The 23,814-nt window shown below is 60.7% G+C and carries 22 protein-coding genes; 13 read left to right on the top strand and 9 right to left on the bottom strand.

The genetic code is table 11. The annotated features are described in order from the left end of the window. Positions 1 to 2: 2 nt before the first annotated feature. Together sdhD and sdhC are read right to left on the bottom strand one after the other, a co-directional pair. A complete protein-coding gene (gene sdhD, locus ABFB52_RS09270; protein WP_007977503.1) occupies positions 3 to 371 on the bottom strand; it encodes a succinate dehydrogenase, hydrophobic membrane anchor protein in 369 nt (122 codons plus the stop codon). Next, a complete protein-coding gene (gene sdhC / locus ABFB52_RS09265; protein ID WP_011333113.1) occupies positions 365 to 739 on the bottom strand; it encodes a succinate dehydrogenase, cytochrome b556 subunit in 375 nt (124 codons plus the stop codon). Before sdhC ends, sdhD begins: the two co-directional genes overlap by 7 nt. 364 nt (positions 740 to 1,103) lie before the next feature. Between sdhC and gltA the strand changes: the two genes are divergently transcribed. Next, complete coding sequence (gltA, locus tag ABFB52_RS09260; RefSeq protein ID WP_007959044.1) at positions 1,104 to 2,393, top strand: citrate synthase; 1,290 nt, start codon at positions 1,104 to 1,106, stop codon at positions 2,391 to 2,393. 1,048 nt (positions 2,394 to 3,441) lie between these two features. Here gltA and ABFB52_RS09255 read toward each other — a convergent pair. The 3 genes from ABFB52_RS09255 to ABFB52_RS09245 all read right to left on the bottom strand — a co-directional run bounded on the left by ABFB52_RS09255 (position 3,442) and on the right by ABFB52_RS09245 (position 6,490). After that, positions 3,442 to 5,100: a cation acetate symporter gene (locus tag ABFB52_RS09255; protein ID WP_129973893.1), complete on the bottom strand. Its 1,659-nt coding sequence runs from the start codon at positions 5,098 to 5,100 to the stop codon at positions 3,442 to 3,444. Then, entirely contained in the window at positions 5,097 to 5,408 is a 312-nt protein-coding gene (locus ABFB52_RS09250; protein WP_007959307.1) for a DUF485 domain-containing protein, read from the bottom strand. The genes ABFB52_RS09255 and ABFB52_RS09250 overlap by 4 nt, the downstream gene beginning before the upstream one ends. A gap of 230 nt (positions 5,409 to 5,638) precedes the next feature. Beyond that, positions 5,639 to 6,490, bottom strand: a complete 852-nt coding sequence (locus ABFB52_RS09245; RefSeq protein ID WP_102686063.1) for a glycine betaine ABC transporter substrate-binding protein — start codon at positions 6,488 to 6,490, stop codon at positions 5,639 to 5,641. Positions 6,491 to 6,777: 287 nt separating this feature from the next. Here ABFB52_RS09245 and ABFB52_RS09240 point away from each other — a divergent pair, with 287 nt between their 5' ends. Continuing rightward, a complete protein-coding gene (locus ABFB52_RS09240; protein ID WP_129973894.1) occupies positions 6,778 to 8,373 on the top strand; it encodes a beta (1-6) glucans synthase in 1,596 nt (531 codons plus the stop codon). 49 nt (positions 8,374 to 8,422) lie between these two features. Here ABFB52_RS09240 and ABFB52_RS09235 read toward each other — a convergent pair whose 3' ends face one another. Next, positions 8,423 to 8,794: a hypothetical protein gene (locus tag ABFB52_RS09235; RefSeq protein ID WP_102686061.1), complete on the bottom strand. Its 372-nt coding sequence runs from the start codon at positions 8,792 to 8,794 to the stop codon at positions 8,423 to 8,425. Between the two features lie 223 nt (positions 8,795 to 9,017). Between ABFB52_RS09235 and ABFB52_RS09230 the strand changes: the two genes are divergently transcribed. Together ABFB52_RS09230 and ABFB52_RS09225 are read left to right on the top strand one after the other, a co-directional pair. Further along, on the top strand, positions 9,018 to 10,316 hold the full coding sequence (locus tag ABFB52_RS09230; RefSeq protein WP_129973895.1) for a serine/threonine protein kinase: 1,299 nt from the start codon (positions 9,018 to 9,020) through the stop codon (positions 10,314 to 10,316). After that, entirely contained in the window at positions 10,309 to 11,097 is a 789-nt protein-coding gene (locus ABFB52_RS09225; RefSeq protein WP_129973896.1) for a VacJ family lipoprotein, read from the top strand. Before ABFB52_RS09230 ends, ABFB52_RS09225 begins: the two co-directional genes overlap by 8 nt. A 64-nt stretch (positions 11,098 to 11,161) precedes the next feature. On the opposite strand, the gene ABFB52_RS09220 is transcribed toward ABFB52_RS09225, so the two are convergent. Next, entirely contained in the window at positions 11,162 to 12,076 is a 915-nt protein-coding gene (locus ABFB52_RS09220) for a DUF808 domain-containing protein (RefSeq protein ID WP_039769774.1), read from the bottom strand. Positions 12,077 to 12,210: 134 nt separating this feature from the next. On the opposite strand from ABFB52_RS09220, the gene ABFB52_RS09215 reads away from it, so the two are divergent. After that, positions 12,211 to 12,816 (top strand): TetR/AcrR family transcriptional regulator, encoded by a 606-nt coding sequence (locus ABFB52_RS09215; RefSeq protein WP_007959290.1) that lies wholly within the window; start codon positions 12,211 to 12,213, stop codon positions 12,814 to 12,816. A gap of 91 nt (positions 12,817 to 12,907) precedes the next feature. Here ABFB52_RS09215 and ABFB52_RS09210 read toward each other — a convergent pair whose 3' ends face one another. Next, a complete protein-coding gene (locus ABFB52_RS09210; RefSeq protein ID WP_011333104.1) occupies positions 12,908 to 13,348 on the bottom strand; it encodes a heme-binding protein in 441 nt (146 codons plus the stop codon). 268 nt (positions 13,349 to 13,616) lie between these two features. Between ABFB52_RS09210 and gcl the strand changes: the two genes are divergently transcribed. From gcl to ABFB52_RS09170, 8 genes are all read left to right on the top strand, one after another. Next, the gene (gene gcl, locus ABFB52_RS09205) at positions 13,617 to 15,392 is read left to right on the top strand and encodes a glyoxylate carboligase (RefSeq protein ID WP_085747087.1); all 1,776 of its coding nucleotides are present in this window, start codon (positions 13,617 to 13,619) and stop codon (positions 15,390 to 15,392) included. A 153-nt stretch (positions 15,393 to 15,545) separates the two neighbouring features. Next, the gene (hyi, locus tag ABFB52_RS09200; RefSeq protein ID WP_096822135.1) at positions 15,546 to 16,328 is read left to right on the top strand and encodes a hydroxypyruvate isomerase; all 783 of its coding nucleotides are present in this window, start codon (positions 15,546 to 15,548) and stop codon (positions 16,326 to 16,328) included. Positions 16,329 to 16,370: 42 nt separating this feature from the next. Next, the gene (locus ABFB52_RS09195; RefSeq protein WP_064594449.1) at positions 16,371 to 17,264 is read left to right on the top strand and encodes a 2-hydroxy-3-oxopropionate reductase; all 894 of its coding nucleotides are present in this window, start codon (positions 16,371 to 16,373) and stop codon (positions 17,262 to 17,264) included. A 177-nt stretch (positions 17,265 to 17,441) separates the two neighbouring features. Further along, positions 17,442 to 18,716 carry a glycerate kinase gene (locus ABFB52_RS09190; protein ID WP_039769767.1) on the top strand — a complete coding sequence of 425 codons (1,275 nt, stop codon included), beginning with the start codon at positions 17,442 to 17,444 and terminating at the stop codon, positions 18,714 to 18,716. Continuing rightward, on the top strand, positions 18,713 to 20,128 hold the full coding sequence (pyk, locus tag ABFB52_RS09185) for a pyruvate kinase (RefSeq protein ID WP_085710519.1): 1,416 nt from the start codon (positions 18,713 to 18,715) through the stop codon (positions 20,126 to 20,128). Before ABFB52_RS09190 ends, pyk begins: the two co-directional genes overlap by 4 nt. Positions 20,129 to 20,272: 144 nt before the next feature. Then, positions 20,273 to 21,187: an urea transporter gene (locus ABFB52_RS09180; protein WP_129973897.1), complete on the top strand. Its 915-nt coding sequence runs from the start codon at positions 20,273 to 20,275 to the stop codon at positions 21,185 to 21,187. Positions 21,188 to 21,208: 21 nt separating this feature from the next. Beyond that, entirely contained in the window at positions 21,209 to 22,033 is an 825-nt protein-coding gene (locus ABFB52_RS09175; RefSeq protein WP_129973898.1) for an ion transporter, read from the top strand. Between the two features lie 106 nt (positions 22,034 to 22,139). Then, entirely contained in the window at positions 22,140 to 23,138 is a 999-nt protein-coding gene (locus ABFB52_RS09170) for a sulfate ABC transporter substrate-binding protein (RefSeq protein ID WP_129973899.1), read from the top strand. A gap of 55 nt (positions 23,139 to 23,193) precedes the next feature. Here the strand turns inward: ABFB52_RS09170 and ABFB52_RS09165 are convergent, their stop codons facing one another. After that, the gene (locus ABFB52_RS09165) at positions 23,194 to 23,814 is read right to left on the bottom strand and encodes a DUF5666 domain-containing protein (protein ID WP_039769760.1); all 621 of its coding nucleotides are present in this window, start codon (positions 23,812 to 23,814) and stop codon (positions 23,194 to 23,196) included.

Below are 23,814 nucleotides of genomic sequence, written 5' to 3'. Positions count from 1 at the left end.
AATCAGATACCCCAGAGAATCTGCACACCCCAGACGAAGTAAGCGAACATCGCGACGCCGCATACTGCCTGGAAAAGGAAACGTACTGCAGTCGCGGACTTGCCCAGCGCCATTGGCGTCAGGTAGTCGGTCGCGATGGTCCACATGCCGACCCAGGCGTGAGCGCCCAGGGCAACCAGTGCCAGCAGACTGAAGATACGCATTCCGTTGTGGGCGAACAGGCCGTGCCATTGGTCGTAGCCAATGCCCGGGTTCGCGGCGAGGTAGCCGATCAGGAATATGAAATAAGCCGCGAGAACGACCGCAGACACACGCTGTGCCATCCAGTCATAGAGGCCCGAACGCGAAAGGTTTGTAACGCTGGTTACCATATCCAAACTCCTGCCAGAACGATCAGCACCACGGAAACGGCGATGATCAGTTTCGAGCCCAGGCGGCCGCCTTCCAGCGTCTCACCGATGCCCATGTCCATGATCAAGTGGCGCACACCGGCAACCAGGTGATACAGAAGAGCGGACAGGAGGCCCCATGCTACGAACTTGGCCAGCGGGCTGGTCAAGCATGCCTTCACCTCGACATAACCTTCCTCGGAACCCAGGGATTTGCCCAATGCATAGAGCATGATGCCAAGGCCCAGGAAGAGGATGATGCCGGAAACACGGTGAAGAAACGACGTAACGCCGGTGATGGGGAGTTTGATGGTCCTTAGGTCTAGGTTTACAGGTCGTTGGCTTTTCACGGCTTTTTTTTCACACTGAAGAGCCCCTAACAATCAGGGCAAAGTTGTTGGGGAGTGCACTGGTCAGGTAACCACCACCCAGGGATGCGACCCCCAATGAAAGCAAGCCCAAAAGCCCTTGGCGGTCGGTCGCCGAGTATAGACAGTTAGGCTACTAATGACAACGCAATCGCCTACCCCCAATAGCGGATTGCACAAGTCGTATAAAAGGCGTAAATGGCAGGCAATTTCGAGGAAAAAGTACGGTTAAAGCCTTCTGGAGCAAGACTTTAGGCAAATTGACATTCGAATTTATCTCACTATAGTGGTGCGGGCCCTGCGTGGGGGGTCTGTCTGATGATTTCAAGCATAAATAGGAGGCCACATGGCTGACAAAAAAGCGCAGTTGATCATCGAGGGCGCAGCCCCCGTCGAGCTGCCCATTTTAACCGGCACCGTTGGTCCCGATGTTATCGATGTTCGGGGCCTGACGGCCACGGGCCGCTTCACTTTCGACCCCGGTTTCATGTCGACCGCTTCCTGCGAATCGAAGATCACCTATATCGACGGCGACAACGGCATCCTGCTGCACCGCGGCTACCCGATCGAACAGCTGGCTGAAAAGTCGGACTACCTGGAAACCTGCTACCTGCTGCTGAACGGCGAACTGCCGACTGCAGAGCAAAAGGCCCAGTTCGTCGGCACCGTGAAGAACCACACCATGGTTCACGAGCAGCTGAAAACCTTTTTCAACGGCTTCCGCCGTGACGCCCACCCGATGGCCGTCATGTGTGGTGTAGTCGGCGCCCTCTCGGCCTTCTACCACGACTCCCTCGACATCAATAACCCGCAGCATCGCGAAATCTCCGCGATCCGCCTGGTTGCCAAGATGCCGACCCTGGCCGCGATGGTTTACAAGTACTCCATGGGCCAACCCATGATGTACCCGCGCAACGATCTGTCGTACGCGGAAAACTTCCTGCACATGATGTTCAACACCCCGTGCGAGATCAAACCGATCAGCCCGGTACTCGCCAAGGCCATGGACCGGATCTTCATCCTCCACGCCGACCACGAGCAGAACGCTTCGACCTCCACCGTGCGTCTGGCGGGCTCTTCGGGTGCCAACCCGTTCGCCTGTATCGCCGCCGGCATCGCCGCACTGTGGGGCCCTGCCCACGGCGGTGCGAACGAAGCCGTGCTGACCATGCTCGATGAAATCGGCGATGTTTCGAACATCGACAAGTTCATCGCCAAGGCCAAGGACAAGAACGATCCGTTCAAGCTGATGGGCTTCGGTCACCGCGTCTACAAGAACCGCGACCCTCGCGCGACTGTAATGAAGCAGACCTGCGACGAAGTGTTGAAGGAACTGGGCATCCAGAACGATCCGCAACTCGAACTGGCCATGCGTCTGGAAGAGATCGCTCTGACCGATCCGTACTTCATCGAGCGCTCGCTGTACCCGAACGTCGACTTCTACTCGGGGATCATCCTCAAGGCGATCGGCATTCCGACCAGCATGTTCACTGTGATCTTCGCCCTGGCACGTACTGTCGGCTGGATTTCGCACTGGAAGGAAATGCTCTCCAGCCCGTACAAGATTGGCCGTCCGCGTCAGCTTTACACTGGCTACGAGTCGCGGGATATCACCAAGCTGGAAGACCGCAAATAAGAGCTGTCTTGCGATAGCCTCTTAGCGTTGTACCGGGAACGGCCTCCATGAGAATGGGGGCCGTTTTTTGTTTTTGCGGTTTTTTTGCGATCTTTGGATTGGGTGTATATCCGTTGCTGCGGTAACGGCTTCTTAGGGTTCCGCCCTTACGGCGGGTCACTTTTTCCAAACGCCGAAAAAGTAACCAAAAAGGCTGAGCCCCGGCGTACGGCACTTCGCCTAGGCTCAGTGTTCCCTCGCTACGGTGTCCATCAGGGGGCATCGCCTACGGTTTGCTTCGCTGCACCTCCTCTCGATGTATGCGGCTTCGCCGCACGGCGCTACGCGCCTACCCCCTGATGGACACCTCCGCTCGGCCTGCCGAAGGGGCAAAAAATCAAAAGCCAGAGCCAGAGCCAGAGCCAGAGCAAAAGCCAGATCAAGAGCCCCCCCTAACCCTATCCCTCCCGAAACGTCGGACCGCCCGTAGGGAGAGGGAACTGATCGAGGTGTATGGCAGAGCTACGCCGACGTGCAATACCGAGTCGAACTCAAGTTTTGAAAAGCACAAAAATCGGCCCCCTCTCCTCGGGGAGAGGGCTGGGGTGAGGGGTAAACCCACCACAAAACCAAAGCCGAACACCCGCCCCTCACCACTCAACACGATGAGCGTTAGCTCGAGTACCGCTTTTGATCGCAACGCCCGTCGGCAGGCTGAGTGGAGGGATTGATCCGGGGGTGGGAGCGCAGCGACCGTGCGGCGCAGCCGCATGCATCGAGAGGAGGTGCAGCGAAGCAAACCGTAGGCGATGCCCCCGGATCAATCCCGGAGCGAAGGAACCCGAGCCACAGCGAGGGCCGAACGTCAGGGTAAAGCCTTTTTGGTTACTTTTTCGGCGTTTGGAAAAAGTGACCCGCCGTAAGGGCGGAACCCCAAGAAGCCGTTACCGCAGCAACGGATATACACCCACCCCCCAAGAACATCCGATAACCGCCCACAAAAAAATGCCCCAATCTCTCGACCAGGGCATTTCCATCCAACTCAAACTACATATTCAACCCAAAAGCCTCAGTGCGAAACCGCCCCACTAGCCCCCAACCCAGTCTGCGAACGCACAAACTGCGGGAAGAACGCCGCACGCTCGTTCTCAGCCGCCGCCGACTTGTCAGTAATCGAGAAGAACCAGATCCCGATAAACGCAATGATCATCGAGAACAACGCAGGATACTCATAAGGGAAAATCGCCTTCTCATGATGCAGAATCTGCACCCAGATGGTCGGGCCAAGGATCATCAGACCCACCGCACTCACCAGACCCAGCCAGCCGCCAATCATCGCGCCACGGGTGGTCAGCTTCTTCCAGTACATCGAAAGCAGCAGCACCGGGAAGTTGCAGCTCGCCGCGATGGAGAACGCCAGACCCACCATGAACGCAATGTTCTGGCTTTCGAACAGGATGCCCAGGCCGATGGCCAGAACGCCCAGTGCGATGGTGGTGATCTTCGAAACGCGGATCTCATCCTTCTCGTTGGCCTTGCCCTTCTTGATCACGCTGGCGTACAGGTCGTGAGACACCGCCGAAGCACCGGCCAGAGTCAGACCGGCCACTACTGCCAGAATGGTCGCGAACGCCACCGCCGAGATGAAGCCGAGGAACACGCTGCCGCCCACGGCGTTGGCCAAGTGCACCGCCGCCATGTTGTTGCCGCCGAGCAGAGCGCCCGCCGCATCTTTGAAGGCCGGGTTGGTGCTGACCAGCAGGATCGCGCCGAAGCCGATGATGAAGGTCAGGATGTAGAAGTAGCCAATGAAACCGGTCGCGTACAGCACGCTCTTACGGGCTTCTTTCGCGTCGCTAACGGTGAAGAAGCGCATCAGGATGTGCGGCAGGCCGGCGGTACCGAACATCAGCGCCAGACCCAGGGAGAACGCCGAGATCGGATCTTTGACCAGACCGCCCGGGCTCATGATCGCTTCGCCCTTGGCGTGAACCTTGATGGCTTCGGAGAACAGGGTGTTGAAGTCGAAGTTGACGTGCTTCATCACCATCAGCGCCATGAACGAGGCACCGGACAGCAACAGCACCGCCTTGATGATCTGCACCCAGGTGGTCGCCAGCATGCCGCCGAACAGCACATACATGCACATCAGGATACCGACCAGAATCACCGCAACGTGGTAGTCGAGACCGAACAGCAGCTGGATCAGCTTGCCGGCACCGACCATTTGCGCGATCAGGTAGAACGCCACCACCACCAGCGAACCGCAGGCAGACAGGGTGCGAATCTGGGTTTGCCCGAGGCGGTAGGACGCCACGTCGGCAAAGGTGTATTTGCCCAGGTTACGCAGACGCTCGGCGATCAGGAACAGAATGATCGGCCAGCCCACCAGGAAGCCGATCGAGTAGATCAGGCCGTCGTAGCCGGAGGTGAACACCAGCGCGGAAATACCCAGGAAGGACGCCGCCGACATGTAGTCACCGGCAATCGCCAGACCGTTCTGGAAACCGGTGATCTTGCCGCCCGCCGCATAGTAATCGGCCGCCGAGTTGTTGCGCTTGGACGCCCAGTAAGTGATGCACAGGGTCGCGCCAACGAACGCGACGAACATGACGATCGCGGAAACGTTGAGCGGTTGTTTGTGGACTTCGCCGGTCAGGGCGTCAGCGGCCCAGACGGCTGGAGCGAACGCTGCGATGCTCAAAAGAGCCAGTAGACGCCGGATCATTGCTGAGCCTCCTTGAGAATCGCGTTGTTCAGGTCGTCGAACTCGCCATTGGCGCGGCGCACGTAAATGCCGGTCAGGATAAAGGCCGAGATAATCAGTCCGACACCGATCGGGATGCCCCAGGTGATGGACGATTCAGGACTGATTTTCGTGCCGAGCACTTGCGGCCCGTACGCGATCAGAAGGATGAAGCCGGAGTAGAGCCCGAGCATGATCGCCGAGAGTATCCAGGCGAACCTTTCTCTTTTCTTGACCAGCTCCTTGAAGCGCGGGCTGTTCTGAATCGAGAGGTAAATGCTGTCGTTCATTGTTTTTATCCTCGCAGCACAGATTTTTATTTTTGGAACATATCCACTGTATGCGGCTGCGAGCCGGGTTCCAGACGACCTTAGTAGTAGAACGCCATGACGTTTTTGCCAATTTCCAGACAAGCCGAAAACGGCCAACGCTGCTTATTAATAGTAGGCAAACAAAAAAGGCCGCCCGACTGTCATGTCGGGCGGCCCTGGGAAGCGCAGATTAGACGCTTCGGCTTAAATCACTTGGTCCAGTCGGCAACACGTTCCGGGTGTTTGGCAACCCAATCCTTGGCCGCTGCGTCAGGTTTTGCACCGTCCTGAATCGCCAGCATGACTTCGCCGATTTCGTCTTTCGAAGCCCACTGGAAGTTCTTCAGGAACTTGGCCACTTCCGGCGCCTTGGTCGCCAGTTCCTTGCTGCCGATGCTGTTCACGGTTTCAGCCGCGCCGTACACGCCTTTCGGGTCGTCGAGGAAGCGCAGTTTCCACTTGGCGAACATCCAGTGCGGCACCCAGCCGGTGACGGCGATGGATTCGTTTTTCTTCTCGGCACGGGTCAGCTCGGCAATCATGCCGGCGCCGGAACTGGCTTTGAGTTGATAGCCGGTCAGGTCGTAATCCTTGATCGCCTGATCGGTCTTGAGCATCACGCCTGAACCGGCGTCGATGCCGACGATGCGTTTCTTGAAGGAGTCGTCGGTTTTCAGGTCTTCGATGGTCTTGGCCTTGACGTACTCCGGCACGATCAGACCGATTTTCGCGTCCTTGAAGTTCGGACCGTAATCGACGACCTGATCCTTGTTCTTGGTCCAGTATTCGCCGTGGGTCACCGGCAGCCAGGCCGAGAGCATGGCGTCGAGTTTGCCGGTGGCAACGCCCTGCCACATGATGCCGGTAGCGACGGCTTGCAGTTTCACGTCGTAGCCGAGTTTCTGCTTGATCACTTCGGCCGCCACGTGGGTGGTCGCGACGCTGTCGGACCAGCCGTCAACGTAACCGATGTTCAGGGTCTGTTTTTCAGCGCTGGCGAAAGTGGAGCTCATCGCAAGCACCAAAGCGGCACCTGCGCCTAAAAGTCGTCGCATCTTCATCGTTACTTCCCCGAAATGCTGCGCCCGACGAATGCCGGGCATCGTCAACGTATTGTTATGGTGCACAGCGCCCCCATCACGCCTGACCGCAAACTCGTTAGATCATCAGCGGAGTACTGATGAGTCCGATCATCAACCTGACGCCCGTTAAGACCTGCTCTGCCAGCGACCTCGAAGCAACGAGAAACGACATCAGAAAGCCATTAACTGCGTCAGGATATTTGGCGCCAGACAATCCGCCCGAACTTTGCATGTCAAAATCGTGCGGGCCACCAACCTGCTTATAAATGCAGGTAACATGCGTCGCTTTGCAGCCACTCGGCCTGACCATGTCCGCGACTTCCCGCTTCCCCTTTCTTCCTTATGTGTTCGCCTGCCTGCTCGGGCTGTTTGCCCTGTGCGGTTTCTGGTACGGCCTCGGCAAACCGGTGATCCTGCCGGACGTCGCCACCCCGAGCCACAAGCTGCAATGCGCCTCCTACACCCCGTTCGACAAGGACCAGTCGCCGTTCGACGTGCCGTTCAAGCTGCGCCCGGAGCGCATGGACGCCGACCTCGCCCTGCTCGCCACCCGTTTCGAATGCATCCGCACCTACTCAATGACGGGCCTCGAAGCGCTGCCGGATCTGGCGCGCAAGCACGGTTTGAAGTTGATGATCGGCGCGTGGGTCAACAGCAATCCGGTGGACACCGAGAAGGAAGTCGATCTGCTGATTGCCTCGGCCAACGCCAACCCGGACGTGGTCAGCGCCGTAATCGTCGGCAACGAGGCCTTGCTGCGCAAAGAGGTCACCGCGACCCAGTTGGTGAAGCTGATCAACAAGGTCAAGAGCCACATCAAGCAGCCGGTGACCTACGCCGATGTCTGGGAATTCTGGCTCAAGCACCCGGAAGTCGCGCCGGCGGTGGATTTCCTGACCATTCACTTGCTGCCGTACTGGGAAGACGATCCATCGAACATCGACGCGGCCCTGCATCATGTGGCCGAAGTGCGTCAGGTGTTCGGCAACAAGTTCGCCCCAAAAGACGTGATGATTGGCGAAACCGGCTGGCCGAGCGAAGGCCGCCAGCGTGAGACCGCGCTGCCGAGCCGGGTCAACGAGGCCAAGTTCATTCGTGGTTTTGTCACCCTCGCCGAACAGGAAGGCTGGCGTTACAACCTGATCGAAGCGTTCGACCAGCCGTGGAAGCGCGGCAGCGAAGGCGCGGTCGGCGGTTACTGGGGGCTGTTCGATGCGAATCGCCAGGACAAGGGCGTGTTGGCTGGTCCAGTGTCGAACGTACCCTACTGGTCGCAGTGGCTGGCGGTCGGTGGACTGATTTTCCTCGGAACACTGCTGCTGGGTGGTCGGGTTCGTACGACGCGTTCGGCGCTGATCCTGCCGCTGCTCGGCGCCCTCGCCGCCTGCTCGATTGGTGCCTGGGGTGATCTGGCCCGGGTGACCACGCGATTTGCCAGCGAATGGCTGTGGGTCGGGTTGCTGACGGCTCTGAATCTGTTGGTGCTGGCCCATGCCGCGCTGACCTTGAGCGCCCGCAGTGGCTGGCGTGAACAGGCGTTCAACGCTTTCGAGCGACGGGCCGGCTGGCTGGTGGCGGCAGCCGGTTTCGCCGCTGCCGTGATGATGCTGGAGCTGGTATTCGATCCGCGCTATCGCAGCTTTCCGAGCGTGGCCTTCATCCTGCCAGCGCTGGTTTACCTGTGCCGCCCGGTGCCCGTTGCCCGGCGGGAGATCGCCCTGCTGACCTTCATCATCGGCGCCGGCATTGCGCCGCAGCTGTTCCGTGAAGGATTGCAGAATCAGCAGGCGTGGAGTTGGGCGCTGGTCAGCGTGTTGATGGTGGCTGCACTTTGGCGCTGCCTGCGGGCTCGCAAGGGCTGACCTTCAGCATCTGAAAGCATTGCATCGCGGGCGAGCCCGCGATGCATGACTACTTGGCGTCGCGCGATTCCCGCACCAGTCGCAACCCGGCAATCACCACCGCAAACACCGCCAGCGTCGTGTTGTACAGCGCCAGCGCCGGCAACCCGAACACCAGCGCCAGCACCGCCAGCCACCACCCTGCCCGTCCCGGCACGACAAAACCGATCACCGCAGCCGCGACCGCCGCCCAGCCCAGCATCTGAAAATGAATCATCAGGCCCAGGTTCGAGCGCACCGAGCATTCCCAGCGGCTCGCCTCATCCACGCAGATGCCCACCCACTGCGCATCTTCCATGAAGCCATAACGCGCGCCATAACTGGCGGCCAGCCACAACGGCAACAGAACGAGCAGCAGAATCACGGGCAAGCGGCGGGACATGGAACACTCCAATCGATGAAATCGGCGGCCAGCTTAATCTGCCGCCGCGCATACGCAAGGACTAACAACTCTTAACTGGTCATTCCTTCCTTGCAAAGTGTATCGTCCGGCTACTATTACTCCGAATTCCGTCAGTTTGGTGCCGTGGCATGGCACTTTGGCGCAAACCCGGTGGTCATAGCCTGCGAACCTCATTCGGCACCTTCCTCTAAGGGATCTAGTCATGCTCCGTTCCTTGCGCTTCGCCGCCCTGTTTGGCGGCCTTATTCTGAGTGCGTCCGCGCTGGCGGTGGATATCGACGCCGCCAGCTATGGCTATCCCCTGACCAATCCGTTCGAGGCGACCATCGCCACCACGCCGCCGGACTTGCGCCCTGAACTGCCACTGGACGACGACATCGATCAGACCGATCGCAGCGTCACCCTGCGCCCCGAGCGCGAATTCATCCTGCCGGACAATTTCTGGCCGGTGAAAAAACTCACCTACCGCATCGCCACCCAGGACAAGGCCGCGCCGCTGATCTTCCTGATCGCCGGCACCGGCGCGCGCTACGACAGCACGCTCAACGAATACCTGAAGAAGCTTTATTACAAGGCCGGCTACCACGTGGTGCAGCTGTCTTCGCCGACCAGCTTCGACTTCATGAGCGCCGCCTCGCGTTTCGCCACCCCCGGCGTGACCAAGGAAGACGCCGAAGACATGTACCGGGTGATGCAGGCCGTGCGGGCGCAGAACCCGAAACTGCCGGTCACCGACTATTACCTCAGCGGCTACAGCCTCGGCGCGCTGGACGCGGCGTTCGTTGCCCACCTGGATGAAACCCGCCGCAGCTTCAACTTCAAGAAAGTCCTGCTGCTCAATCCGCCGGTCAACCTCTACACCTCGATCACCAACCTCGACAAGCTGGTGCAGACCGAGGTCAAGGGCATCAACAACAGCACCACCTTCTATGAACTGGTGCTGAGCAAACTGACCCGTTACTTCCAGCAGAAGGGTTACATCGACCTCAACGATGCGCTGCTCTACGACTTCCAGCAGTCCAAGCAGCACCTGAGCAACGAGCAGATGGCTATGCTGATCGGCACTTCGTTCCGCTTCTCGGCGGCCGATATCGCGTTCACTTCGGACCTGATCAACCGTCGCGGCCTGATCACCCCGCCGAAATTCCCGATCACCGAAGGCACCAGCCTCACGCCGTTCCTCAAGCGTGCGCTGCAATGCGACTTCGACTGCTACCTCACCGAACAGGTGATTCCGATGTGGCGCGCCCGCACCGACGGCGGCAGCCTGCTGCAGCTGATCGATCAGGTGAGCCTCTACGCCCTGAAGGATTACCTGCACGACAGCCCGAAAATCGCCGTCATGCACAACGCCGATGACGTGATCCTCGGCCCGGGCGACCTCGGTTTCCTGCGCAAGACCTTCGGCGATCGCCTGACCGTTTACCCGCTGGGCGGCCATTGCGGCAACCTTAACTACCGCGTCAACAGCGACGCCATGCTGGAGTTCTTCCGTGGCTAAATATCTTCTGCTGATTGCAGCGCTCCTCAGTGCAGGTATGGCCCAGGCCGACAACAGCAAAGCCAATGCACCGGTGGTCATCGACAGCGACGGCTTCAAGGAGCCGCTGTCCAAACTCAAGTTCAACCCGGGGCTGGATCAGCGCGAGTTCGAGCGCTCGACCCTCAACGCGCTGAACGTCTACGACCCGCTGGAAGAGTGGAACCGCCGCGTCTACCACTTCAACTACCGCTTTGACCAATGGGTGTTCCTGCCGGTGGTCGATGGCTATCGCTACATCACTCCGAGCTTCGTGCGCACCGGCGTGAGCAACTTCTTCAACAACATTGGCGACGTGCCGAACCTGGTCAACAGCCTGTTGCAGTTCAAGGGCAAGCGCTCGATGGAAACCACCGCGCGCCTGCTGCTCAACACCACCATCGGCATCGCCGGGCTCTGGGATCCGGCCACCGCCATGGGCCTGCCGCGTCAGAACGAAGACTTCGGCCAGACCCTGGGCTTCTACGGCGTACCGGGCGGCGCCTACTTCGTGCTGCCGATCCTCGGCCCGTCGAATCTGCGTGATACTGCAGGTCTGGCCGTGGACTACACCGCCGAGTCTGCGATCAACTTCCTCAACGTCTCGGAAGTCAGCTCCAACCATCCGGAAGTGTGGGTACTGCGTGGCGTCGACAAGCGTTACCAGACCAGCTTCCGCTACGGTCAGCTGAACTCACCGTTCGAGTACGAGAAGGTGCGCTACGTCTACACCGAGTCGCGCAAGTTGCAGATCGCCGAGTAAAAACGCCGGCCACAAAAAAGGCCATTCGATGCGAGTCGAATGGCCTTTTTGTTTGCCTCAGGATTCAACCCTTCAGCGCTTTCCAGACTTTGCCGATCACGGACACGCCCGCCAGCACCACCGCACCCGCGATGATCCCCGCCACGCCGTTCAACAGCATCGGCACCACAAACCCGGCGCCACCGGCCGCTGCGCCGACGCTTTCGATCCAGTGATGCACCACCGGCACGCCGTGGGTCAGGATGCCGCCACCGACCAGGAACATCGCTGCGGTGCCGATCACCGACAGGCTTTTCATCATGTAGGGCGCGGCGCGCAGGATGCCGTTGCCGATACTTTTGGCCATCTGGCCGGGCTTCTGAGTCAGCCACAGACCGAGGTCATCGAGTTTGACGATACCGGCCACCAGGCCGTAAACGCCCACGGTCATGACAATGGCGATGCCCGACATCACGATCACTTGCTGGGTCAGCGAAGCATCGGCCACGGTACCGAGGGTGATGGCGATGATTTCCGCCGAGAGGATGAAGTCGGTGCGGATCGCGCCCTTGATCTTGTCTTTCTCGTACGCCACCAGATCGGTGGCCGGATCGGCCACGGCGTCAACCAGTTGCGCATGCTCGGCCTCGTCTTCGGCCTTGCTGTGCAGGAACTTGTGCGCGAGCTTTTCGAAACCCTCGAAACACAGGTAGGCGCCACCGACCATCAGCAGCGGCGTCACCAGCCACGGCACGAACGCACTGATCGCCAGCGCCGACGGCACCAGAATCAGTTTGTTGACGAACGAGCCCTTGGCCACCGCCCAAACGACGGGAATTTCCCGCTCCGCGCGTACGCCGGAGACCTGCTGGGCGTTGAGCGCCAAGTCGTCGCCGAGCACGCCGGCGGTCTTCTTGGCAGCCATTTTGGTCATCAACGCAACGTCGTCCAGAACGGTGGCGATGTCGTCGATCAGCACCAGCAAACTGCTTCCTGCCATGAATCTTGTTTCCTTATGTGAATAATGCCGCGCAGCATACCGCGACTGCAGGCCACACGGGGCATTGTTGAGCGCCGCGCGAGGCCGGTGCTACCATGCGCAACCGCCAGAACAGGCAAGGAACCACCGGGTTTATGAGCACAATCCGCGAGCGCAACAAAGAACTGATCCTGCGTGCAGCCAGTGAAGAGTTTGCCGACAAGGGCTTCGCTGCCACCAAAACCAGCGACATCGCCGCCAAGGCAGGACTGCCCAAGCCCAACGTCTATTACTACTTCAAGTCCAAGGAAAACCTCTACCGCGAGGTGCTGGAAAGTATCATCGTGCCGATCCTGCAGGCCTCGACCCCGTTCAACCCGGACGGCGTACCGAGCGAAGTGCTGAGCGGCTACATCCGCTCGAAGATCCGCATCTCCCGCGACCTGCCTTTCGCCTCCAAGGTGTTCGCCAGCGAAATCATGCACGGCGCCCCGCACCTGAGCGCCGACCTGGTCGAGCAGCTCAACGGCCAGGCCAAGCACAACATCGACTGCATCCAGACCTGGATCGACCGCGGCCAGATCGCCCCGATCGACCCCAACCACCTGATGTTCAGCATCTGGGCCGCAACCCAGACCTACGCCGACTTCGACTGGCAGATCTCCGCCGTCACCGGCAAGGACAAGCTCGACGAAGCCGACTATGAAGCGGCAGCACAAACCATCATCCGGTTGGTGCTCAAGGGCTGCGAGCCGGACTGAAGTCCGCACCTCCAGACACAAACAAGCCCGCCCTCACATCATCCTGTGAGGGCGGGCTTGCGCGTTTCAGCGACTATCCGGTTTTAGCCACTCAGGCTGCCACCCCCGCATCCGCCCGCAGGTCCAGGGCCTCCACGGCCTTGATTGCGACCTGCTCATCGATGTCCGACAGATCGCCGCTGATGCCGATCGCACCCAGCACGTTTCCCGCCTGATCACGAATCAGCACACCACCCGGTGCCGGCACGACGCTGCCCTGCCCCATGCTGTTAAGTGCGGCGATGAACGCCGGACGTTGTTGCGCGTCCAGCGCCAGCAGGCGTGAGCCCTTGCCCAGGGCGATGGCGCCCCAGGCTTTGCCGATGGCGATGTTCGGGCGCAGCAGGCTGGCGCCGTCTTCGCGTTGCAAGGTGACCAGATGGCCGCCGGTATCCAGTACCGCGATGGTCAGCGGCGCGGCGGAGATGGCCCGCCCTGCATTGATGGCTTCGTTGACCAGCTTGACTGCGACTTTCAAGGTTAAAGCGCTCATGGTGCCGTCCTCATTTTGTTATTGGGAAAGTCGTTGGGCTGCGCTTTTCTGCCGCAGCCCGATGCAACAAATAGAACACAATGAATTATTTTTTTGTATACAATAATTCTCGAAAAGCGCCTCATGCGACGAAAAGCCACAGCAGAACGGGCTTCCGACGAATGAAACAGGCGCTTGAGAAAATGGATTGACCTGCGCCGTCCGCCGTGAATACACTCTGCGCAAAGCCACTTGTATACAATTACAAAACGTAAAGAGGCACAAAACCATGAGCAAAATGAGAGCAATCGAAGCCGCCGTTCTGGTGATGCGCCGTGAAGGGGTTGATACCGCTTTTGGCATTCCAGGCGCTGCAATCAATCCGCTGTACTCCGCCCTGCAGAAAGTCGGTGGCATCGATCACGTCCTCGCTCGCCACGTTGAAGGCGCCTCGCACATGGCCGAGGGCTACACCCGCACCAAGGCCGGCAACATCGGCGTGTGCATCGGTACTTCCGGCCCGGCCGGTACCGACATGGTCACCGGTCTGTACAGCGCCTCCGCGGACTCGATCCCGATCCTCTGCATCACCGGGCAAGCCCCCCGCGCCCGTATGCACAAGGAAGACTTCCAGGCCGTCGACATCACCAGCATCGTCAAGCCGGTGACCAAGTGGGCGACCACCGTTCTGGAGCCGGGCCAGGTGCCTTACGCCTTCCAGAAAGCCTTCTACGAAATGCGCTCCGGCCGTCCAGGCCCGGTGCTGATCGACCTGCCGTTCGATGTGCAGATGGCTGAAATCGAATTCGACATCGACGCCTACCAGCCACTGCCGCTGGCCAAGCCGAGCGCCACACGCGTGCAAGTCGAAAAAGCCCTGGCGATGCTGGACCAGGCCGAACGTCCATTGCTGGTCGCCGGCGGCGGCATCATCAACGCCGACGCCAGCGAACTGCTGGTCGAGTTCGCCGAGCTGACCGGCATTCCAGTGATCCCGACCCTGATGGGCTGGGGCACCATTCCGGACGATCACCCGCTGATGGTCGGCATGGTCGGTCTGCAGACTTCGCACCGCTACGGCAACGCCACGATGCTGAAATCCGACGTGGTACTGGGCGTCGGCAACCGCTGGGCCAACCGTCACACCGGTTCGGTCGACGTTTACACCGAAGGCCGCAAGTTCATTCACGTCGACATTGAACCGACCCAGATCGGCCGCGTGTTCACCCCGGACCTGGGCATCGTTTCCGACGCCGCTGCCGCGCTGACCGTGTTCATCGAAGTCGCCCGTGAATGGCAAGCCGCCGGCAAACTGAAGAACCGCTCTGCCTGGCTGCAGGATTGCCAGCAGCGCAAGGCCAGCCTGCACCGCAAGACCCATTTCGACAACGTGCCGGTCAAGCCGCAGCGCGTTTACGAGGAAATGAACCAGGTGTTCGGCAAGGACACCTGCTACGTCAGCACCATTGGTCTGTCGCAGATTGCCGGCGCGCAGTTCCTGCACGTCTACAAGCCGCGTCACTGGATCAACTGCGGCCAGGCCGGCCCGTTGGGCTGGACCATTCCGGCAGCGCTGGGCGTGGTGAAGGCCGATCCGAACCGTAAAGTCGTGGCCCTGTCGGGGGACTATGACTTCCAGTTCATGATCGAAGAACTGGCGGTCGGCGCTCAGTTCAAACTGCCGTACATCCACGTCGTGGTGAACAACTCGTACCTGGGTCTGATCCGTCAGGCCCAGCGCGGGTTCGATATGGACTACTGCGTGCAGCTGTCCTTCGATAACCTGAACGCGCCGGAACTCAACGGTTATGGTGTCGACCACGTCGCAGTCGCCGAAGGCCTGGGCTGCAAGGCACTGCGTGTGTTCGAACCGGCTGACATCGCCCCTGCCCTGCGCAAGGCCGAAGAGCTGATCGAAGAGTTCAAGGTGCCGGTGATCGTCGAGATCATTCTGGAGCGTGTGACCAACATCTCCATGGGGACCGAGATCAACGCCGTCAACGAATTCGAAGACCTGGCGCTGGTCGGCAACGATGCGCCTACCGCGATTTCGTTGCTCGACTGATTGCTTTTGCTTGATCGTTCCCACGTCGAGGCGTCGAACCGTCTGCGTGGGAATGCAGCCGGGGACGCTCCGCGTCCCAAAGCGGACGCAGAGCGTCCATAGAGGCATTCCCACGCAGAGCGTGGGAACGAGAATTTAGAACGGGAGACCACCATGCCGCGTTTCGCAGCCAACCTGTCCATGCTGTTCACCGAACAGGATTTCCTTGCCCGTTTCGACGCCGCCGCCAAGGCTGGCTTCAGCGGTGTCGAGTACCTGTTCCCGTACGATTTCAGCTCTGCCGAAATCAAGGCCAAACTCGACGCCAACGGTCTGACCCAAGTGCTGTTCAACCTGCCGGCCGGTGACTGGGCCAAGGGCGAGCGCGGTATCGCGTGCCTGCCGGACCGGGTCGAAGAGTTCCGCGCCGGGGTCGATCTGGCCATCGCTTACGCACAGGTTCTGGGCAACACCCAGGTCAACTGCCTGGCCGGTATCCGTCCGCAGGGCGTGGACGATGCCACTGTTGAAAAGACCTTCGTCGCCAACCTCAAGTACGCCGCCGACAAGCTGCAAGCCGTCGGCATCAAACTGGTGATGGAAGCGATCAACACCCGCGACATCCCGGGCTTCTACCTGAACAACACGGCGCAGGCCCTGTCGATTCGCGAGCAGGTCGGCAGCGCCAACCTGTTCCTGCAATACGACATCTATCACATGCAAATCATGGAAGGCGATCTGGCCCGCACCCTGCAATCGCACCTGGCCGAGATCAACCATGTGCAGCTGGCCGACAACCCGGGCCGCAACGAGCCGGGCACCGGCGAGATCAACTACCGCTTCCTGTTCGAACACCTCGATCGCATCGGTTATCAGGGCTGGGTCGGCTGCGAGTACAAACCGCTGACCACCACTGAAGCGGGCCTCGGCTGGCTGAAGAGCCACAACGCGATCTGACCCCTATTTGCTTGAGCAAGACAAAAACAAGAGGATTTTCTCATGGCTAAAATCGGATTCATCGGCACCGGCATCATGGGCCACCCAATGGCGGCGAACCTGCAGAAAGCCGGTCACAGCCTGTTCCTGTCGGCGCACCACGACGCCGCCCCTGCCGACCTGGTCGCCGCTGGCGCCGTCGCTCTGGCCAACCCACGCGAAGTGGCCCAGGAAGCTGAATTCATCATCGTCATGGTGCCGGATACCCCGCAGGTCGATGACGTGCTGTTCCGCGCCGACGGCGTCGCTGCCGGCATCGGCAAAGGCAAGGTCGTGATCGACATGAGCTCGATCTCGCCGACCGCCACCAAGGCTTTCGCTGCGAAGATCAACGAGAAAGGCGCGCAATACCTCGACGCCCCGGTGTCCGGTGGTGAAGTCGGTGCCAAGGCCGCAACCCTGAGCATCATGGTCGGTGGCGACGCCGATGCCTTCGAACGCGCACTGCCGCTGTTCCAGGCCATGGGCAAGAACATCACCCTGGTCGGTGGCAATGGCGACGGTCAGACCGCCAAGGTGGCGAACCAGATCATCGTTGCCCTGAACATTCAGGCCGTCGCCGAAGCCCTGCTGTTCGCTTCGAAAAACGGTGCCGATCCGGCCAAGGTGCGTGAAGCGCTGATGGGCGGTTTCGCCTCCTCGAAGATCCTCGAAGTGCACGGCGAGCGCATGATCAAAGGCACCTTCGATCCGGGCTTCCGCATCAGCCTGCACCAGAAGGACCTGAACCTGGCCCTGCAAGGCGCCAAGGAGCTGAACATCAACCTGCCGAACACCGCCAACGCCCAGCAAGTGTTCAGCACCTGCGCGGCCATCGGTGGCAGCAACTGGGACCACTCGGCGCTGATCAAGGGCCTGGAACACATGGCCAACTTCTCGATTCGCGACAAGAAGTAAGCCCTGCCCCGTCGCTCGTTCCCACGTCGAGGCGTCGAACCGTCTGCGTGGGAATGCAGCCCGGGACGCTCCGCGTCCCTGCCGAAGCGGACGTAGAGCGTCCATTGAAGCATTCCCACGCAGAGCGTGGGAACGATCACCTGCACTAACCAAGAACAATAAGATTGGGAGCCCGCCATGTCGGTCGATCCGCAACAACTGCTGCGCGAGCTGTTTGCCACAGCCATCGACGCGGCCCATCCGAACCAGGTCCTCGAAGCGCATCTGCCGGCCGATCGCACAGGTCGCGTGATCGTCATCGGCGCCGGCAAGGCTGCCGCTGCCATGGCGCAAGTGGTCGAGCGCTGCTGGGAAGGTGAAGTCTCGGGTCTTGTGGTGACCCGCTACGGTCACGGCGCCCCGTGCGAAAAAATCGAAGTGGTCGAAGCCGCGCACCCGGTGCCGGATGCTGCCGGTCTGGCCGTGGCCAAACGCGTGCTGGAACTGGTCAGCAACCTGACCGAAGACGACCGCGTGATCTTCCTGTTGTCCGGCGGCGGCTCTGCCCTGCTGGCGCTGCCGGCCGAAGGCATCACCCTGGCCGACAAGCAGTCGATCAACAAGGCCCTGCTCAAATCCGGCGCGACCATCGGCGAGATGAACTGTGTGCGCAAGCACCTCTCGGCGATCAAGGGCGGACGCCTGGGCAAGGCCTGCTGGCCGGCGACTGTTTATACCTACGCGATTTCCGATGTACCGGGCGACCTCGCCACGGTCATCGCCTCCGGCCCGACCGTGGCCGACCCGAGCACCAGCGCCGAAGCGCTGGCGATCATCAAACGTTACGGCATCGAGATTCCGGCCTCCGTGCGCAGCTGGCTGCAGAGCCCGGAATCGGAAACCGTCAAACCCGGTGATCCGAGCCTGGCCCGCAGTCACTTCCAGTTGATCGCCCGCCCTCAGCAATCGCTGGATGCCGCGGCAGTGAAATGCCGTCAGGCCGGTTTCAGCACGCTGATCCTCGGCGACCTGGAAGGCGAATCCCGCGAAGTGGCGAAAGTCCACGCCGGCATCGCGCGCCAGATCATTCATCACGGCCAGCCGCTGGCAGCGCCGTGCGTGATTCTCTCCGGCGGCGAAACCACCGTGACCGTGCGCGGCAATGGCCGTGGCGGCCGCAACGCCGAATTCCTCCTCAGCCTCACCGACAGCCTCAAGGGCCAGCCCGGCGTTTATGCGCTGGCCGGTGACACCGACGGCATCGACGGCTCGGAAGACAACGCCGGCGCGATCATGACCCCGGACAGCTACGCCCGCGCCGCCGCCCTGGGCCTGAGCGCCAGCGACGAGCTGGATAACAACAACGGCTACGGCTACTTCGAGGCGCTCGATGCGCTGATCGTCACCGAGCCGACCCGCACCAACGTCAACGACTTCCGCGCCATCCTGATCCTCGAGAGCTCTAAATCATGACGCCTGATAAAAAGGTCAAAATCCTCGCCACCCTCGGGCCTGCCGTCGACGGCATCGAAGACATCCGCGAGCTGGTCGAGGCCGGGGTCAATATCTTCCGCCTCAACTTCAGCCACGGCGATCACGCCGACCACGCCAAGCGCTATCAGTGGATCCGCGAAGTCGAGCGCCAGCTCAACTACCCGCTCGGGATCCTGATGGACCTGCAAGGGCCGAAACTGCGGGTCGGCAAGTTCGCTGACGGCAAGGTTCAGTTGCATCGCGGTCAGGCCTTCCGCCTCGATCTGGACGCAACACCGGGCGACGAACGCCGGGTTAACCTGCCGCATCCGGAGATCATCGCCGCGCTGGAAGCCGGGATGGATCTGCTGCTCGATGACGGCAAACTGCGTCTGCGCGTCGTCACCAAATACTCCGACGCGATCGACACCACCGTGCTCAACGGCGGCGAACTGTCGGACCGCAAAGGCGTGAACGTGCCGCAAGCGGTGCTCGACCTGAGCCCGTTGACCACCAAGGATCGTCGCGACCTGAGCTTCGGTCTGGAGCTGGGTGTGGACTGGGTCGCGCTGTCGTTCGTGCAGCGCCCGCAAGACATCATCGAGGCCCGCGAACTGATCGGCGACAAGGCGTTCCTGATGGCGAAAATCGAGAAGCCGTCGGCCGTCGAGCAACTGCGCGAGATCGCCGAACTGAGCGACGCGATCATGGTGGCTCGCGGCGACCTGGGCGTGGAAGTGCCGGCCGAGAGCGTGCCGCAGATCCAGAAAAACATCATCACCACGTGCCGCCAGCTCGGCAAACCGGTGGTGGTGGCGACGCAGATGCTCGAGTCGATGCGCTTCTCGCCGGCGCCGACCCGCGCTGAAGTCACCGACGTCGCCAACGCCGTAGCCGAAGGCGCCGATGCGGTGATGCTGTCGGCCGAAACCGCATCCGGCGAGTATCCGCTGGAAGCCGTGCAGATGATGAGCAAGATCATCCGCCAGGTGGAAAACGGTCCGGACTACCAGACCCAACTCGACGTCAGCCGGCCGAAAGCCGAAGCGACCGTGTCCGATGCAATCAGCTGCGCGATCCGCCGGATCAGCAACGTGCTGCCGGTGGCGGTGCTGGTCAATTACAGCGAGTCCGGCGCATCGAGTCTGCGTGCAGCGCGGGAGCGGCCGAAAGCGCCGATCCTCAACCTGACGCCGAACCTGCAGACCGCCCGCCGGTTGAGCGTGGCGTGGGGCATTCATTCGGTGGTCAATGATCGCCTGCGTCAGGTGGATGAGGTGTGCTCGACCGCGCTGGAAATCGCTCAGGCTCAAGGAATGGCCGAGCGTGGCGATACGTTGCTGATCACCGCGGGTGTGCCGTTCGGGCAGCCGGGGTCGACCAATTCGCTGCGGATCGAAACATTGATTTAAGCAACACCTGTGTGGCGAGGGAGCGTGCTCCCGCCGCCCGGCATGACGGTTTCCACAAGAGACACCGCATTCACCGGGCACGAGCTCCTCGCCACCGCTTCAAGCAAGACCTTTTGATTTTCCCACTGCCCAGATTCTCCAGACATGCCTGCCAATCATTTCAACACCCACTGCCCTGACTGGGCCGAGGCCTTGCTCAACGGCTTCAGTCAAATCTTCCTCCAGCGCCATCCGCTGTGTGGACTCCTGTGCCTTCTGGCCATTTTATTTACCGCGCCGGTGCTGTTCGCCGGCGCGCTGCTGGGCGCGGTCGCCGGTTTGCTCACCGCGCAACGGCGCAACTACGCCAAGGCGGATCGCCAGGCCGGACTGTTCAGCTACAACGGCGTGCTGGTCGGTCTGTTGCTGAGCCTGTATTTCCCCTGGTCGCCGATGCTGCCGCCGCTGATTCTGGCGGCCGGCGGTCTGAGCGCGATGATCACGCAGCAATGGCTCAAGCGCGCACGCCTCACCGAGTACCTGCCCGTCTACACTGCACCGTTCGTATTGTTGAGCTGGGTGTTCCTGTGTTTCGCCGAGCCTTCGACGCCGGCTCCGGCACTTGAGCTGAACATCGTGAACCTGCTCGGTGCCGCCCTGAAAGGCTTCGGTCAGGTGATGTTCCTCGACCATCCGTTGGCCGGTGGATTGATCGCCGCCGGTTTGCTGATCGCCGATCGCCGGGCCTTTGCCTGGGCGCTGCTGGCTTCGGTAATCGGTCTGGGTTCCAGTCTGTTGCACCACGACAGCCAGGTCGCGTTGCTGGGGTTGGGTGGCTACAACGCGGTGCTCGCCGCCCTCGCCTTCAGCGCCCAGCGCCAGCAACCGTGGCTGCCGCTGTTCGGCATCGGCCTGGCGCTGCTGCTGACGCCGCTGTTCAGTGCCTTGGGTCTGGCAACCCTCACGGCACCGTTCATTCTCGCCTGCTGGCTGCTGCGCACCGGCATTCGCCTGATGCAGCAACCGCAGATCAACGGCGCGCCTTGCGCTCACGGGGAGAATCAACCTAGGCTGCGCTGATCTTTGATTCAGGCGTGATCCATGGACAGTAACCAGCACTGGCGTGAACAGCTTTACGTCATGATTTTCCAGAGCGACACCCCCGCCGGGCGACGTTTCGACGGCATTCTGCTGCTGATCATTCTGGCCAGCCTGGTGATCGTGATGCTCGACAGCATCGACAGCGTTCACCGCAATTACGCCGATGTGCTGGCGTATATCGAGTGGGGGTTCACCATCATCTTTGCCGGCGAGTACATTCTGCGTCTGTACTGCTCGCCCAAACCGCTGCGCTATGCCTTCAGTTTTTATGGATTGGTGGATCTGCTGGCGATCGTGCCGGGCATTCTCGCGCTGTACTACAGCGATGCGCAGTACCTGTTGATTATCCGGATCATCCGGATGCTGCGAATTTTCCGCGTCCTCAAACTCAGTCCGTACCTCAAGCAAGCCAACTACCTGATGTCGGCGCTGCGTGGCAGCAAGCAGAAGATCGTGGTGTTTCTGGTGAGCGTCTGCACACTGGTAACGGTGTTCGGTACGTTGATGTACGTGATCGAAGGCCCGGAACACGGCTTCACCAGCATTCCCAAGGGCATCTATTGGGCTATCGTGACCCTGACCACCGTCGGCTTCGGCGACATCGTGCCGAAGACTCCATTGGGCCAGGTGATTTCGTCGCTGGTGATGATCACTGGTTACTCGATCATCGCGGTACCCACCGGAATCTTCACCGCCGAACTGGCCAATGCGATGCGTGGTGAACAGTTGCAACACGACTGCCCGGTTTGCCAGAAAAAGAGCCATGAAAGCGGCGCCGCCTTTTGTTCGCGATGCGGCAATCAGTTATTCAAGAAGATGGAATAAGCAAAGTTCTTTTTAATCTTTAAACGACTATGCGTGCCCCGCTATAGTCGCTGGCAAATGGCCTCATCTTTGTAAAAAACACCCCCTACAGAACAAGGAATGCGCAGTGAAAAAACTCTTTGGCGCCTCACTTCTCGCCGCTGGTCTTGCCTTCGGCAGCGTGGCTCAGGCTGCACCGACCCTGCTCAACGTGTCCTACGACGTGATGCGCGATTTCTACAAGGACTACAACACTGCGTTCCAGAAACACTGGCAGGCCGAACACAAGGAAGCCATCACCGTGCAGATGTCTTTCGGTGGTTCGAGCAAACAGGCTCGCTCCGTGATCGACGGTTTGCCGGCTGACGTGATCACCATGAACATGGCCACCGACATCAACGCCCTGGCCGATAACGGCCAACTGGTGCCGAAGGACTGGGTCACCCGCCTGCCGAACAACAGTGCGCCATTCACCTCGGCCACCGTGTTCATCGTGCGCAAAGGCAACCCGAAAGCCCTGAAAGACTGGCCGGACCTGCTCAAGGAAGGCGTGCAAGTGATCGTGCCGAACCCGAAAACCTCGGGCAACGGCCGCTACACCTACCTGTCGGCCTGGGGCTACGTGCTGAAAAACGGCGGTGACGAGAACAAGGCCAAGGACTTCGTCGGCAAGCTGTTCAAACAGGCACCGGTGCTGGATACCGGTGGCCGCGCCGCGACCACCACGTTCATGACCAACCAGATCGGCGACGTGCTGGTGACCTTCGAAAACGAAGCCGAAATGATCGCCCGCGAGTTCGGCCGCGACCAGTTCGAAGTCATCTACCCGAGCGTCTCCGCCGAAGCCGAGCCGCCAGTGTCGGTGGTCGACAAAGTGGTCGAGAAGAAAGGATCCCGCGCCGCTGCCGAGGAATACCTGAAGTTCCTGTGGTCGCCGGAAGGTCAGGAAATCGCGGCCGCCAACTACCTGCGTCCACGTGACCCGGCGGTGCTGGCCAAGTACACCGACCGTTTCCCGAAAGTCGACTTCCTGTCGGTCGAGAAGACCTTCGGCGACTGGCGCACCGTGCAGAAGACCCACTTCAACGATGGCGGGATCTTCGACCAGATCTACAGCGGCCAGTAAGGCTTGAGCTGACATGAAAAAGGCGACCTGCAGAGGTCGCCTTTTTTGTGGCCGGCTACATCGGCGGCTTGACGCCATCCTTGCCCGCCGAGATCGATTGCGCAGTCAGCGTGCCATCCGCGCTCTGGGTCACGAAGGTGACGATCTTCACCCCGACCTTGAGCAGGCTGCGATCACCCGGCGTCAGGTTGACGATCGGCACGTCCTCCGGCACCAGGATCTTCTGCTGGCCGCCCTTGTAGTTGACGGTCAGCACCCGGCCGTTGCTCACCACCAAATCGCCGACGCTGCCGTTGGTCATGCTGCTGCCCTTGGCCAGGTCGAACGGCCGATGACCGTCGCCGCTGCCGGCCAGCTCTGGCGGGAACACGTGAACCTCCAGCGCCTTGAGCGTGCCATCCTCTTGGGGAATGGCGGCCGAGCCGATGTAGCTGCCGGGCTTGATGTCTTCGATGTTGGCCAGGGTGACCGCGCGGACCTTGGTGTCCGGGGTCAACTGGATCACGACGTTTTCACCGCTGTTGACGTGAACCTTGAGCGAGTCGGGGCTGACCCCGGTGATCTCGCCGCGCACGCCCATGCGCATGCCGGGCGCTTCGGCGGCCTGCACGGCCGTGGCGCCGAGCAGACTGATCAGGGCAATCGTTGTGGTGTGGCGAAGCAACTGACGAAACAT

This window comes from Pseudomonas sp. 9.2(2024), from assembly GCF_039695385.1.
GTDB classification, from domain to species: Bacteria; Pseudomonadota; Gammaproteobacteria; order Pseudomonadales; family Pseudomonadaceae; genus Aquipseudomonas; species Aquipseudomonas paraglycinae.
This window is presented reverse-complemented; position numbering and strand designations above follow the sequence as displayed.